Origin of the sequence: Paenibacillus radicis (ex Gao et al. 2016), assembly GCF_014641555.1 — a bacterium.
Classification (GTDB): Bacteria; Bacillota; Bacilli; order Paenibacillales; family Paenibacillaceae; genus Pristimantibacillus; species Pristimantibacillus radicis.
Window position 1 is genome coordinate 1 of sequence record NZ_BMHY01000020.1, and the last position, 13,918, is coordinate 13,918.

Annotated in this window: 13 protein-coding genes; 10 read left to right on the top strand and 3 right to left on the bottom strand. The window is 47.0% G+C overall.

Features of this window, described 5'->3' with window-relative positions; translation table 11 throughout:
- Positions 1-656: 656 nt before the first annotated feature.
- The 7 genes from IEX98_RS26825 to IEX98_RS26855 all read left to right on the top strand — a co-directional run bounded on the left by IEX98_RS26825 (position 657) and on the right by IEX98_RS26855 (position 7,946).
- Positions 657-1,844 carry a carboxylate--amine ligase gene (locus IEX98_RS26825; protein ID WP_188892767.1) on the top strand — a complete coding sequence of 396 codons (1,188 nt, stop codon included), beginning with the start codon at positions 657-659 and terminating at the stop codon, positions 1,842-1,844.
- A 38-nt stretch (positions 1,845-1,882) separates the two neighbouring features.
- A complete protein-coding gene (locus IEX98_RS26830; RefSeq protein WP_188892768.1) occupies positions 1,883-3,424 on the top strand; it encodes a UDP-N-acetylmuramoyl-L-alanyl-D-glutamate--2,6-diaminopimelate ligase in 1,542 nt (513 codons plus the stop codon).
- Positions 3,425-3,426: 2 nt separating this feature from the next.
- Positions 3,427-4,212, top strand: a complete 786-nt coding sequence (locus IEX98_RS26835) for an aspartate/glutamate racemase family protein (protein WP_188892769.1) — start codon at positions 3,427-3,429, stop codon at positions 4,210-4,212.
- A 249-nt stretch (positions 4,213-4,461) separates the two neighbouring features.
- Positions 4,462-5,235, top strand: coding sequence for an SDR family NAD(P)-dependent oxidoreductase (locus IEX98_RS26840; RefSeq protein WP_188892770.1), 774 nt, complete (start codon positions 4,462-4,464; stop codon positions 5,233-5,235).
- 73 nt (positions 5,236-5,308) lie between these two features.
- Positions 5,309-6,121, top strand: coding sequence for an SDR family NAD(P)-dependent oxidoreductase (locus IEX98_RS26845; protein WP_188892771.1), 813 nt, complete (start codon positions 5,309-5,311; stop codon positions 6,119-6,121).
- Between the two features lie 172 nt (positions 6,122-6,293).
- Positions 6,294-6,869 (top strand): TetR/AcrR family transcriptional regulator, encoded by a 576-nt coding sequence (locus tag IEX98_RS26850; RefSeq protein WP_188892772.1) that lies wholly within the window; start codon positions 6,294-6,296, stop codon positions 6,867-6,869.
- Between the two features lie 171 nt (positions 6,870-7,040).
- A complete protein-coding gene (locus tag IEX98_RS26855) occupies positions 7,041-7,946 on the top strand; it encodes an NmrA/HSCARG family protein (protein ID WP_188892773.1) in 906 nt (301 codons plus the stop codon).
- Positions 7,947-8,073: 127 nt separating this feature from the next.
- Here the strand turns inward: IEX98_RS26855 and IEX98_RS26860 are convergent, their stop codons facing one another.
- On the bottom strand, positions 8,074-9,465 hold the full coding sequence (locus tag IEX98_RS26860; RefSeq protein ID WP_188892774.1) for a sensor histidine kinase: 1,392 nt from the start codon (positions 9,463-9,465) through the stop codon (positions 8,074-8,076).
- 1 nt (position 9,466) lies between these two features.
- Complete coding sequence (locus IEX98_RS26865; RefSeq protein WP_188892775.1) at positions 9,467-10,177, bottom strand: response regulator transcription factor; 711 nt, start codon at positions 10,175-10,177, stop codon at positions 9,467-9,469.
- Between the two features lie 177 nt (positions 10,178-10,354).
- Here IEX98_RS26865 and IEX98_RS26870 point away from each other — a divergent pair, with 177 nt between their 5' ends.
- From IEX98_RS26870 to IEX98_RS26880, 3 genes are read left to right on the top strand one after another with little or no spacing between them, the layout of a single operon-like run.
- The gene (locus IEX98_RS26870; protein WP_188892776.1) at positions 10,355-11,266 is read left to right on the top strand and encodes an ABC transporter ATP-binding protein; all 912 of its coding nucleotides are present in this window, start codon (positions 10,355-10,357) and stop codon (positions 11,264-11,266) included.
- A complete protein-coding gene (locus IEX98_RS26875) occupies positions 11,266-12,015 on the top strand; it encodes an ABC transporter permease (RefSeq protein ID WP_188892777.1) in 750 nt (249 codons plus the stop codon). The genes IEX98_RS26870 and IEX98_RS26875 overlap by 1 nt, the downstream gene beginning before the upstream one ends.
- A 24-nt stretch (positions 12,016-12,039) precedes the next feature.
- Positions 12,040-12,771 carry an ABC transporter permease gene (locus tag IEX98_RS26880; RefSeq protein ID WP_188892778.1) on the top strand — a complete coding sequence of 244 codons (732 nt, stop codon included), beginning with the start codon at positions 12,040-12,042 and terminating at the stop codon, positions 12,769-12,771.
- 25 nt (positions 12,772-12,796) lie between these two features.
- Here IEX98_RS26880 and IEX98_RS26885 read toward each other — a convergent pair whose 3' ends face one another.
- Positions 12,797-13,906 carry a GerAB/ArcD/ProY family transporter gene (locus IEX98_RS26885; RefSeq protein ID WP_188892779.1) on the bottom strand — a complete coding sequence of 370 codons (1,110 nt, stop codon included), beginning with the start codon at positions 13,904-13,906 and terminating at the stop codon, positions 12,797-12,799.
- Between the last annotated feature and the right edge of the window lie 12 nt (positions 13,907-13,918).

The following is a 13,918-nucleotide window of genomic DNA, read 5'->3' on the forward strand; positions in this document are numbered from 1 at the left end:
TGAGCTTTTCTTCAAGCACCTGTTATTTGTAGGGTAAAACTCCGGATTACGGGGGCCTAACCGCTTTTGCATTTTGAGGGCTGTTTTGGGCAGTTTGCGGCTGATCAAAATGCACTTTTGCATTTTGTTCCTCATTAACGCAGGCAGGGGTATGGTGAATGGTTACTGGTTCGTGACATCATGCGTATCGTATGTCGAGCGTGTTGAATTGTCCCAGACTTTTAACATCACAATATGATGTGTAAACCCTCCACAAAGTCAATTTGAGGAGGGTTTTTTATAGTTAATGGGGAGCATTTTGGCGTTTTCAGACCATTTCCTTCAGTCTGCCATCCATCTTTTAACCTCCCTCTATGCCCGGGGGTTGCATCACTTTCGGATGCCAAACGATAAACGGGATAAACTAAGCAGAAATCTCTCTTCTCGTGTATCCTCACAGTTCCAAGCACATAAGCCAACACACGCGGTGTAGCGTCGCAGATCGGAGGCAGCCTCTCCGGTTTCTTCTTTTTTTAAGTCCTTAGTCACTTGCGCAACAAATTTACATTGTAGATACAAGTTTGAAATATGTATCTGTTTAAATACATACAGGACCAACAAGCGATGCCGGTCAATCACGCGGGATACTTATTTAGATGAAAATAGGATGTGCTTACATGAAACATAAAGCGGTCATTTTGGGCTGTAATTATTATATAGGCCTTAGCACGATTCGCTGCCTGGGTCTACACGGTATTCATACGGTAGCGGTGGACTATTCCAGCAAGCAGGCTTACGGTGCCAAGTCGAAGTTTTGCTCGGAGCAGCTAATCGCTCCTCATTACAAGGAGGACAAAGAAGGCTTTGTCCGGTTTTTGATCGATTATGCCAGCAAGCAAAGCCACCCGCCAGTTCTTATTCCTTGCCATGATTCCTATGTTGAGATCGTGGATGAGCATTTGGCGAAGCTGAAGCGCTATTACTTGATTCCGCAGACGGAACAAGGGCTGTATACGAAGGTCATGGATAAAGGGACGCTTCATCTTCTGGCAACACAAAACAATGTTCGTGTACCAGAAACGGTGAAGCTGAATGACGAGCATTTTTTCGAGAAAATTGAAAATATTATTCAATATCCCTGTATCGTCAAACCGGTTGATTCTCCGGCCTTTGTTGCCCACTTCCGGCGCAAGCTCTTCAAAGTACATAACAAGGTGGAGCTGATCAAGGCATTGGATGAGGCAGAGCAGGCCGGGCTGGAAGTGATCGTGCAGCGCATTATTCCAGGATTCGACGATCATATGTACACCTTTGACGCTTACCTTAATCAACAATCTCAGGTAACGAATTGGGTAAGCTGCCGCAAGCTTCGCCAGTATCCGGTTAATTTTGGAGCCTCGGTCTATACCGAGTATAAGAAGACACCGGAATTGTATGAGATTGGTGCGAAATTTCTGGAGCACATTGGATGGAAGGGGTTCGCGGAAATTGAGTTCAAGAAGGATGCGGAAACCGGTCAATTTTATTTAATTGAGATTAATGTCCGCATTACAAATTTGAACGTCTTGCTCCAGCAGGCGGGGATGAATATTCCGTACCTTACTTATTGTGAATTGACTGGAAACGTTCAGCGCCAATCCGCAGAAGCAAGAGCAACAAAGCGTGTATTCTGGTACGCCTACGAAGATCTGCTCGCGATACGCGATTATTGGAGATCGGGACAGCTGACACGCACCCAAGTTGTTCGTTCGTTGCTATTCCGGCCTAAGGCTTATGCGATATGGGATTGGAAGGATCCGCAGCCAGCCCTCGCATACATGGGGATACTGTTAGGCAAATTTCTTAGGAAAGCACGCAAAGGCTAACCCATATGACACAGATGCTTACAGAGGAGGTTCGCTTTATGTTGTTGTCATCCATCGTTGCCAGTCTCGAACATACCCTTATGCAAGGTGATCCGCAAATTGAGATAACTGGAATTGCCTTTGACTCGAGGGAAGTGAAAAAGGGTAGTCTATTTGTTGCTATCACAGGCTTCGAAACAGACGGGCACCAGTATATTGATCAAGCTATCGAGCGTGGAGCTGTTGCCGTCATAGTTGAAAAGAAAGTCGAGGTTAGAGCCGGAATTCCGATTCTAATGGTGCAGGATGCTAGAGAAGCCCTTGCCAAGCTCTCGGCTGTCTTTTACGGGAATCCCACTGCGGATATGAATCTTATTGGTGTTACGGGGACGAATGGCAAAACCTCCATCACGTATCTCATTCAAGCGATATTGGAGCAAGCAGGCCGTTCGGTAGGACTGATTGGCACAATGGGCAGCCAGATCAAGGGCGACGCGGTTGAAACCCGGAATACAACACCTGAATCTCTTCATTTGCAGCAATTGTTTGCAACGATGAGGGAGTCGGGAGTAGAGGATTGCGTCATGGAGGTCTCTTCCCATGCTTTGCACTTGAAGCGTACGGCGTACAGCCGGTTCAATACGGGTATCTTCACGAATTTAACGCCAGATCATCTGGAGCTTCATCAGTCCATGGAAAATTATTTTGAAGCGAAGGCCCAATTATTCGAGCAAACGACCGAGATGAACATTATTAATGCAGATGATCCTTACGGTCTGCTGCTCATCAAGAGGCTGAATGATCGCAACGCTCCAGTCCTTTCTTACGGCATTCATCCTTCATGCGACATCTATGCCACTCATATTCAATGTTTGGAAAACCGCTCTGTATTCACCGCACATACTCCGGCTGGGGAGATTGCCATTCAGATTCATTTTCCGGGGATGATCTATGTTTATAATGCATTGGCGGCGATTGCCTATGGGGTCAGCCAAGGAATCAGTCTCTCCACGATTCAGCTTGGACTCCATAACCTAACCGGTATTCGAGGAAGAATGGAGACCGTGTACGAGGACGCAGCCAATAAAGTAGTCGTCGATTTCGCTCACACGGAAGACGGTTTGGAGCAGGTGCTTACAACGATTCGTTCTTTTGCAAGCGGCAGAGTTATTCTAGTATTCGGCGTTTACGGAGCGGATGGCATTCATGGGGAACGGAAGCGCAGAGCGATGGGCAAGGTGGCTGGAACATATGCGGATATATCTGTCGTTACCTCGGATAACCCGAAACGTCAAAATCCTGTGCGTCTCATTCATGAAATCACTAGAGGAGTTAAGCAGGCGGGGGGCAGTTATCACTCCTTCGTTGACCGTAAGGAAGCCATTCATTTTGCATTATCTCAATGTCTGCCGGGAGATATCGTCCTCATTACGGGCAAAGGCCATGAGACAACTCAGCTATTAGGAAGCACGCTAGCGCCCTTTAATGAGAAAGAAATTGTCAATGCGTTTATGACAGCGAAAAATCTGGCTGGATCTGCAATTATCCATTCTATTCATGCAGCAGAATTGGACACGCTAGAAATTGTCAGGGGGAAATAAGGATGTCGATACGGGGGGTAGCAGCGGTTACGGCACGTCAGCGGTTAGGCGTACTTGGCGGAATGGGGCCACAAGCTACGGCTGTATTTATGGAACGGGTGATCGCGAGAACGGCTGCAAAGCAAGATCAGGAGCATATTGATATGATCGTTCTGAATCATGCTTCGTTGCCTGATCGAACGGACGCCATAACGAGCGGCGATCATGTTGCTTTTATAGAGGCGGTTCGTAAAGATCTGGAGCTGCTCGAGCTGGCGGGAACGGCAAATATCGCGATTCCTTGCAATACTTCGCATTTCTTCTATGAGCAAATGCAGCGGTTGACGTCTGTTCCGATCATTCATATGGTCAATGAAACGGTTCAGGAAGTAAGCAAGTCGGGCGACCCGGTTAGTCGTGTTGGTCTGCTCGCTACGGACGGTACGATCAAGAGCGGCGTGTATGCCGAAAGCTGCGAGCGCTATGGCTTGGAATATGTGATTCCGGCACAATCCCTTCAACGGAAGGTATCGCAAATCATTTATGAGCAAGTCAAACGAGATGGAAATTTAAATGCTGTTGAATTGATAAAAGTTGTGCAGCAAATGAGAGAGACGTATCGCTGTGACCGGATCATTCTGGCATGTACGGAGTTGTCTTGCATTCCGCTGCCGCTGCAAATAAGAAGCTATGTAATAGATGCGATGGATGTTCTGGTCGAGCGTGCGATTGAGCGGTCCGGAGGAGCTTATTTGGCCAAAGGCAATTTCCGCGAGAGAATTAAAGCCTATGAAGCCGGCATCATTTGACTATTGAGAACAATCGGTAAAAAATAATTATTTACTGATCGTTCTCAATATGTTATTATCGAAATTGTGAGAAGGATGACGGCCTTCGCGGCCAAAATTTCTCTAATAGATCTAACAAGTTTTGAAGTGGTCCGGTAGAAATTTTTTTACTCTTTTTAGAATGATCGTTCCCAATTGAGGACGATGGATACAACAGGTTCATTAAGTACAACAGTTGTTCACTAATAAAAGCAAAGGGAGCGGATTAGCATGGGAAGACTGAATGGAAAAGTAGCATTAATTACAGGCGGAAATAGCGGAATTGGACTCGCGACGGCCAAGCGGTTTGTAGAAGAAGGTGCAAAGGTTATTATTACAGGACGGAATCAATCCACGTTGGATGCAGCCGTTCAACAGCTTGGTTCGAACGTTCTGGCCGTCCAAGCAGATGCTACTGATCCGGCAAGCGCAGAAAAAGCGGTAGCTGCGGCAGTCGATACATTCGGCGGACTGGATATTGTGTTCGCGAATGCTGGTATTTCGGCTCAAACACCGGTGGGAGGGACGGAGTTATCCGTTTTCGAAGAAGTGCTCAAAGTAAACGTAACTGGCGTATTCTTTCTTGTTCAAGCAGCAGCAGCACATTTAAGATCAGGTGGTTCCGTCATATTGAACACATCCGTTCTGGCTAAAGCGGGCAGCCCGGGCTATGCGGCATATGCAGCTAGCAAAGGTGCTATTAGCAGCATGGCACGAGTGTTGGCATCGGAATTGTCACCGCGAGGCATTCGTGTGAACTCCGTTTCTCCTGGCGCAACACGCACCCCAATCTGGGGACAGTCGACAGATGAAGGCTTTGCGAAGCTGGAGTCCGTACTTTCGCGCAGCATTCCGCTGAAGCGATTGGGTGAGCCTGAAGAAATTGCGAATGTCGCATTGTTTCTGGCGTCGGATGAATCCTCATTTGTCCAAGGTGCTGAGATCAGCGCAGATGGAGGCGCAGGGGCATCTCCACTGGGCGCTCCGATTTATCGCCAAGGGTAACATGGATCGGCTGATCCGCAACCATTAACAACAACATGAAGTAATATTTTATTATAGAATAGGATGGTTATTAATGAGTAAAGTATGGTTTATTACAGGGACATCTTCAGGATTTGGCCGTAAGTTTGTCGAGCAATTGCTGGATACCGGGGACAAAATTGTAGCAACCGCACGGAAGCTGGAGGACATTGCCGATCTGAAGGCAAAATCACCTGACAATGTCCATCTTGCGGTGCTGGATGTAACGAATAAGGAGCAAATTCAAGCTGCGGTTCAAGAGGCGGTAGCCAAATTCGGCACGATTGATATTGTCGTCAACAACGCAGGCTATGGGCTGTTTGGGATGCTAGAGGAATATACCGACGAGCAAATTCGTCATCAATTTGACGTCAATGTATTTGGAATGCTGGACGTCATCCGCGAGACGCTGCCGGTCTTCAAGAAACAGGGCTCCGGCCATTACGTAAATATCTCATCCGTGTTCGGCGTGTGGGCCGTACCGGCATACAGCATTTATGCAGCTTCTAAGTTTGCTGTTGAGGGCTTCTCCAAAGCGATGTCCGCTGAGCTTGCTCCATTCGGCATCAAGACAACGATCGTGGAGCCAGGTGTGTTCGAAACGGAATTTATGGGACAATCCCAAAAACAGTCCAACCCGCTTCCGGAATATGCTCCAGTCTATGAGGCTTTCTACCAAAGCTACAACTCGCTTCAATTAGGCAAACAGGACAAAGCGGTGGAAGCAATGATCGCGATGATCAACAGCGACAATCCTCCGCTGCATTTCCCAGTCGGCTCGATGGCTACCTACAGTATCAGCGATGCTCTGAGCAAACGGATCGAAGAAGTGAAGGAATGGGAGAACGTCTCCCATATTGCAGAATAAGTTGAATGATTGCTGGCAAATGGCCGCTCCGTTACTACGGGGCGGCTGTTTTTGTTACTGGAAGGGATACATCTCATTAATACCATAAACATAAAAAACCTTACTACGGTTATGTGCTACTTTTTCATGGTCACATGTTTTATAATATGGACAAAGGAGCTGGGAGCATATTATGAGTGCAAGAGGTGCAACCAAAGAAGCCATTTTGAATGTAAGCATCAATTTATTTAATAAATATGGGTTCGATCAAGTCACGATCAATCAAATTTGTAAAGAGATCAGTGTGACCAAAACTGCGTTTTACTACCACTTCAAGTCCAAGGATCAGTTGATAACCGAATTATTTTCCTTTGACAACATGATATCCAATGATGATTTACTGGATATTCTGTCGGTCAACGATTATGCAGACCAGGCCATGAAAGTCATGGAGATTTATGTGAAGCACAGCGTTCGCTTGGGCGTCGAAATGACGAAGGAAAACTACAGAGTTCACCTTCGGAACCAAATACTCCCTCTAGATAAGAGCAAATCATCCTTATTGGGCAATATTATTCCCACTCTGATCCAACGGGCCAAAGATGAAGGCCAGATTAGGAATCCAGCGAGTGCCGAGGATTTGCTCGATTCGATGTGCATTATTGCCAACGGTATTATTCTGAATTGGGCGACTATGGGTGGCAGCTTCGATATTCTGGAAGAAACGAAGAAGCGATTCGAAATTTTGTTGGTTGTTAAAGCAGAATAGGTGAATCAATTTGGAACGCTCCGCACAGCAGTTGTGGAGCGTTTTTTTTAATTTGTATGTTCCGTGTCAGCTCATCCTCCTGAATTACATTACCATAGTGTTGACAAAACTTTACCTCGGTAATATAATTCGATTGTTCTATAAACGATATTTAGACGGGAGAGGTTCGATATGGAGTCCAACAAAACAAAACCAATATTGGTTATAGGAGGCACAGGAACCCAGGGAGGAAATGTAGCCCGTGAGTTGCTGAAGCATGGTCATCATGTGCGGATCCTGACCAGAAATCTGGAGTCTTCAGCTGCCAAGGCGATGGCTATCCTGGGGGCGGAGATGATACAAGGTGACATGGCCGATCCAGCATCGTTGGAACCAGCCATGCAGAATGTATCGGCGATTTTTTCAGCGCAGTACGCCGACCCCTATGATCCAACGGTCGAGCCGCGTAATGCTGCAAACATTGTACAGGCTGCAAGGAAATTCGGAATTGAACAAATCGTACACACCTCGGTCGCCGGCAGCAATTTATTTCCTTGGTGGGATAAATATGAGTTAATGGTTCAGACTTGGGAGAATAAATACGTCATCGAAGAGCTTGTACGTAATGGCGGTTTCCCATATTGGACGATTCTACATCCTTGCTGGTTTATGGAGAATTTTTTGGAGCCTAATTCAGTCTATATGGCACCGGAACTTAAGAACGGAGTTTTGTTTGGCTCGATGAAAGCAGATACCCCGTTGAAATTGAATTCCGGGGAGGATACAGCCCAGTTCGCTCGTGCAGCTTTTGAGAATCCGGTGAAGTTTAATAGAAAGGACATTAATATCGCAAGCGACGAGCTTTCCATGACTCAGATTGCTCAAACGCTGAGTCGTTTTCTTCATAAGGAAGTGGTTTTTGAAACGCTTAGCGCTGAGGAAACCGTGAAACGCGGCATGCTCGAGGGAACAGTTAATTTCATGGAGTGGTTAGAGGTCGTCCCCGGTTACGGATTTGATATAAATGAAACGAGGGAGTATGACGTGCCGCTTAAGTCCTTTGAGGTGTGGGTTGAAGAGAACAAACATCGGTTTTAAATGAACCGAGAGGAGCTTTAAGAAAATGGATATTCTGCTTTCAATGCGGAATGGTTAAATGGTCTGATTTGAAGTGCCGGCAATAAGCCACAATTCGCATGACGACTTGTGGCTTATTGCCTCACTTTTAAGTACAAGCATCCGCGGCTGGCAGTTCAATGATGACTTCCAAGCCTTGTCCGATTTTACTCCTCAAAATGAGCTGTCCTTGATGTGCTTTAGCAATTCTTGCGACCATCGGCAATCCTAGCCCATGACCGTTGTGTACAGGATGTTTTCTTCTTGAAGAATAAGGCAATTCGAGCAAATCGGGCAGGACGCTTGCGGACACGCCTTTCCCGTTGTCGGTTACAATTAACCGGCAAACTTCCCGATCCGAAGAAGCCTGCGTTTGCAGCTTGATACGGCATCCTTCCGCGTTGTGGGCAACGCTGTTTTGCACCAGGTTGGTGATGGCGCGCAACAGCAGCTTTTCATCCCCGTTAACTTTCAACTGCTCATCTGCAAATTCCAGCTCCAAGGAGAATCGTTCATCCAAACCGTTGTTCATAAAATCAGCGGCAGCTTGACGCGCTAGTGCAGATAGCCGGATCGGCTTGATATGCAGCGGCTGCATTTCGTACTCCAGCATGGAGACTAAGTTTAAATCATGAATAAGAGAACGAAGCTTCTCTCCCTGTTGCCGGATAATGCCGGCTTTCTGTTGTTGTTCGGAAGGGAGCGAGTCGCTCTCCTCTAATTCACTAGCGTATCCAAGCACCATGGACAGCGGCGTGCGAATATCGTGGGAGATGCCGGCAATCCAGTTCGAGCGTGCTTCATCTCTGGCTTTAAGCGCAACGTTCTGCTGCTGCAGCAATTCCGATGTGTGGTTAATGCTTGCAGCCAGACTGCTCAAAACTCCCTTAGGCTCTACATGTGCACTTTGTTTATCAGCCAGAGCATGAATGCCCCGAATAAGCGGCGCTATCGATCTGATGAGACGAGAGCCGATGAAGAGAGAGAGCAGCAATGCCAAAGCAATATTTCCAACGAGTAAAATAAAAGAGCGGAAAGGGATATCCTGTATCCAGCTAACCGAATAATTAAATTGATATTTCACGTAGCTGTCCTTGGGATAACCGATGACAGCAAGTCCGCCTTCATGCTCCCATACGTACACCGGATAATCCATTAAATAATGGCGGGAAAACTTCGCTACATCGGTAAGGGAGTAAGAGCGGGGCAGCTCATCCGGCAGAGCGTAGCTCCACATCACCTTTCCATCCTCGTTAAGGAGCATCGTCCAAACCTTATTTTGCTGCAACAGCTCTTCCGCTTCGGGATCTAGCGTGATGCTTCCGTTATTCAGATGCAGATGTTTCATCATGCTTTGGGTAACGCTTTTGGGAGATGGCGATTCATTCATGCCATTAAATACCCAGGCTCCAAGTGTAATCAGATTGAGGACGAGCAGGAAGATAGAGATAAGAATAGTCGATCCTACGAAACGCCGTAAAATGCGGACGGCTCCGTCCATATTACGCCTCCTTCACCATCAGTTTATAGCCAAGTCCCCGTACCGTAAGCAGGTGTTCAGGACTGGAGGGAGCCGCCTCGATTTTTTCCCGTATCCGCCTGATATGTACCATCAACGTGTTCTCATAGCCGTAGTAATCGTCACCCCACACGGATTGACATAATGCATCGCTCGTCACAATACGCCCCCGGTTCTCATAAAGCTTCTTAAGCAGCGTATTTTCTTTCGCTGTTAAGCTTTGCTCCCCTGAGCTGCTATGTACGACTGAGCCTTCGAGATCGACGGTATACGTCCCCAGTTTAAATTGCGGCTGTGGCTCATGCCTTGGCGGAGCATATACCCTTCGTAATATGATCATTAGCCGAAGTACAAGTTCCCGCGGCAGAAAGGGCTTGACCATATAATCATCTGCGCCTAGTCCGAGGCCTAGCAGCCTATCTTCGTCTTCACCTCTAGCGGACAGAAACAGAACCGGTATTTGTGAAAATTGACGTATAGAAGAAAGGAGGGCAAATCCGTCGCTATCCGGAAGCATAACGTCTAGAATCGCGATATCGGGCTTGTTGGTAACAAGATTCGCCATCGTTTCCTGACCATTGGCCGCATGATAGATACGGGTAAAACCTTCCTTGCGCAGAAAACCGTCAATCATCGTACGAATTTCAAGCTCATCATCTACGATGAGAATTTTTTTATGCTTCAAATTGTCCATACCAATCACCCCTATTCATTATACTAGGTACTTCCTGTCATTCCACATTATTCACGTCTTTGAAGATCATTTAAGGTTATCGTAAGGCTCGTTTAAGTTGGCTGTAGGGTCGCTTCCTTACACTCTAATTACGGAATAAGAGAAGCCGAATACAATCCACTAGGAGTGAGCAAGACGATGAATACGATTATTTCCACGCAAAATCTATCCAAGCGCTATGGTGATGCCTATCGGGTTAACAAGGTGAACTTAACGGTATATGAAGGCGATGTATATGGTTTCTTAGGTCCGAATGGAGCGGGAAAATCGACAACTTTGAAAATGCTGCTGGGACTTGCCAAGCCTTCTGGCGGTAAAGTTGTAGTCTTTGGCAAGGAGTTTAATCGAAACCGCCGGCTGATTCTGAGCCAAACCGGATCGCTGATTGAATCCCCCTCTTATTACGGTCATCTGACCGGGCTGGAGAACATGCGTATTGTACAGCGTCTGCGCAATGTGCCGGATAAAAATGTGCATGACGCCTTGAAAATCGTCCGGTTGGATAATCAAAAGAACAAGCAAGTCGGGCAATATTCGCTTGGCATGAAGCAGAGGCTTGGCATTGCGATGGCACTGGTATCTTTTCCAAAACTATTAATACTTGATGAGCCGACCAACGGCCTTGATCCGGCTGGCATTGGTGAAATCCGCGAGCTGATTCAATCTTTGCCGCAGCGTTACGGGATTACCGTCTTAATCTCCAGTCATTTGTTATCCGAGATTGAGCAAATTGCCACTTCAGTTGGCATTATAAGTGAGGGGCAACTGTTGTTTCAAGGCAGTATGGACCTGCTTCAAAGCAAAAGCCAGTCATCTATCGCGATGAAAACAACAGATAACGCGGCAGCGCAAAAACTGCTTTATCGTCATGGACTGCAGCCGGTCATCAGCGACGATTACTTGACGCTCCAAGCTCTGAATGATGTCCAAGTAGCGGAGGCGAACAGGATGCTCCTTGGGGCTGGGCTGGATGTTATTCGAATCGAAGAGCATAAGAAAAGTTTAGAGCGCATTTTCCTTGAGCTTACGGGAAAGGAGAGAAGTCTCTAATGAAAATGATTGGGCTTGAGTTTTTCAAACTGCGACGCAAGCGTCTGTTTCTCATGATTAGCTTGTTTCTATGCGTGGAGCTAGCGTGGGCTTTCATGGCATCCAGTATGTCGATGTCCCGGAATCCGGACAATGCGGGGTGGGAGGTTCTGATTATGCTGCTTGCCTCGATGAATGGACTGTTTCTGCCTATTATTTCGGCGGTAGTCGCTTCACGCATATGCGATATGGAGTACAAAGGCAGTACGTGGAAGCTGTTGATGGCTGCCTCTGTCAAGCGAAGTCATATTTATGCGGCTAAATATAGCTGCGCTTGCATATTGATGTTATTTGCTATACTGCTGCAATTCTTGGCCATGTTAGGCTTTGGTGTTATGCATGGCTTCGAGCCTTCTATTCCTTTTGTTCTGTTGATCCGGTTTTGGGGCGGCACGATGATAACAACGATGGTTATTATCGCCTTGCAGCAGTGGATCTCTCTAGCTGTCAAAAACCAAGCCTTTGGGCTTTGTCTGGGGATGATTGGCGGCTTTATCGGCATCACGGTGGATTTCTTTCCGGCGGTGGTACGCCGTCTCTTTATTTGGTCCTATTATACAGGGCTGAGCCCCGTAGCCAGTCATTATGCAGACAATACGATGGAGCTTGTTGTCCGGGACATCGGAGCAAGCTTGCCCCTTACGCTTGTTATCATGGGGGCAGTGGTGTATTTCGCGGGAAGCATTCATGTATCCCGGCAGGATGTTTAGGTGGATGAGAAGGAGGAATTAGAGATGTTGAAAAGATGTATTCAGGCAGAATGGCTGAAGCTTCGTCATTCCCGTATGTGGCTTATACTTGTGGTGCTGCCTGTATTTAGCGTTCTGATCGGCTGCGCCAACTATTATTTTAACCAAGCGGTTCTGCAAAATGGCTGGTACAGCCTGTGGACGCAGGTAAGTCTGTTTTATGGGCAGTTTTTTCTTCCTGTGCTTATTGCGATCTGCAGCGCCTATGTCTGCAGGCTGGAGCATATGAACAGAAACTGGAATGCGGTGATGACGGCGCCCGTATCCGTTGCCTCTATTTTTGCTTCAAAATTGGTGATCGTCGGTTTACTTCTTCTTTTTGTGCAGCTATTTTTTATCGCTCTTTATTTCGGAGCCGGGAAGCTGTTTGGATTGCAGCAGCCATTTCCTCTGGAGACGGTCGGATGGATCATTCGCGGCTGGTTTGCATCGCTTGCAATCGGCGCTATACAGCTTCGGCTTTCCATGCAAATCCGCAGCTTTGCCATACCTATTGGTATTAGCGTATGTGCGGTATTTATCGGCTTGGGCATGTATGTAATGAAGCTGGGCCTCTATTTTCCCTATTCGCTTCTAACAATCGGCATGGGCGTTATAAGCCAGGAGAGTCTGTCAGCTAGCGATAGGATCCGATTCTGGACGATGTGTATCCTGTTTATCGTTATCGTTGCCGGAATGACGATTCGCCGACTGAAGAAGGTGGACGTAACAGCTTGACTGGCTGATTAATCACAACGTACAACTATTGCTCTTTACTTCCCTTGCTATGATGTCTTATAACGGTGACCAACAGAATGAGAAGAACGGGTATGGTATAGGCGAGAGTATTGAGCAGCGGCCAGGTCACATTGACGAATTCCTCCAATTGAGATTCCTTCGTATAAGTGGTCACGGACAGTAATAGGCAGATGAAGGCAACAGGGAATACGACCAAGCGCTCATTTTTCAAGCCTAGCAATTCTTTCAATAGTTTAATCAGGATGAGCAGGAGGATAGAGGCTTTGAAATAAAAGCCGACGATGAGCGAGAATCCGATGACGGATTCGATTCGCTCGATCACCTCCTGAAACGAGATTAACCTGGCTAATTGGTACAAAGAGTATTTCAAATCTCCAGACAGTGGTCCAAGCACCATAATGCTGCTGATGACCGAAGCAATTAACGTCAAGGAATTGATAATAAGCGCGACGTACATATGTTTGCGCAGCTGAGCATTCTCGTCCTTACGTACAAACGAGAAGATGACCGAGAATACGACCAACTCAGAGTAAGGGAAACCATATACCACGTAAGAAGCGTTTAGGATGGGGCCTATGCCGTCTGGCATCACGGGTAGCAAGTATTGCGGGTGGTACAGGTTAGCAACCAGAATCCAGATCAGGACAATACAGCCGAACATCAGGAACATGAATACAGCAGCCATCCGGGCAATGACCTCGATTCCTGCCATTGCGGTTAGTCCGATCATAATAAAAAACAAGGTGCTTACAGCGTAAGTAGGAGTTTCTTTCAGCATCGTGTTCTTGAAGAAGATTCCGATCTCAATCACAACGCCTGAAATATTCCACAGCAATACGCAGCTGAAGGGGATCAACAACAGGAAGGTAAGTCCTTTTCCCATTGCGGACCGGCTTTGTCCGACCAGCGAGAGCTCGGGGGCCAGCCGATTTAGATAGAGAACAGCAGCCAGCAGAAGCATTCCTATCGCTGTGGCAAGGAGAAGAGAAATCCACGCTCCATTGCCTGCAATGTTCGTTAAGGGCGCAGGGACGATGACGATGGAGGAGCCTGTCATGAAAAAAAGGAACAGCATGGACATTTGAATCGAACTGACGCGTTCTTGTTGTTTCATGGGGTCTCCTCC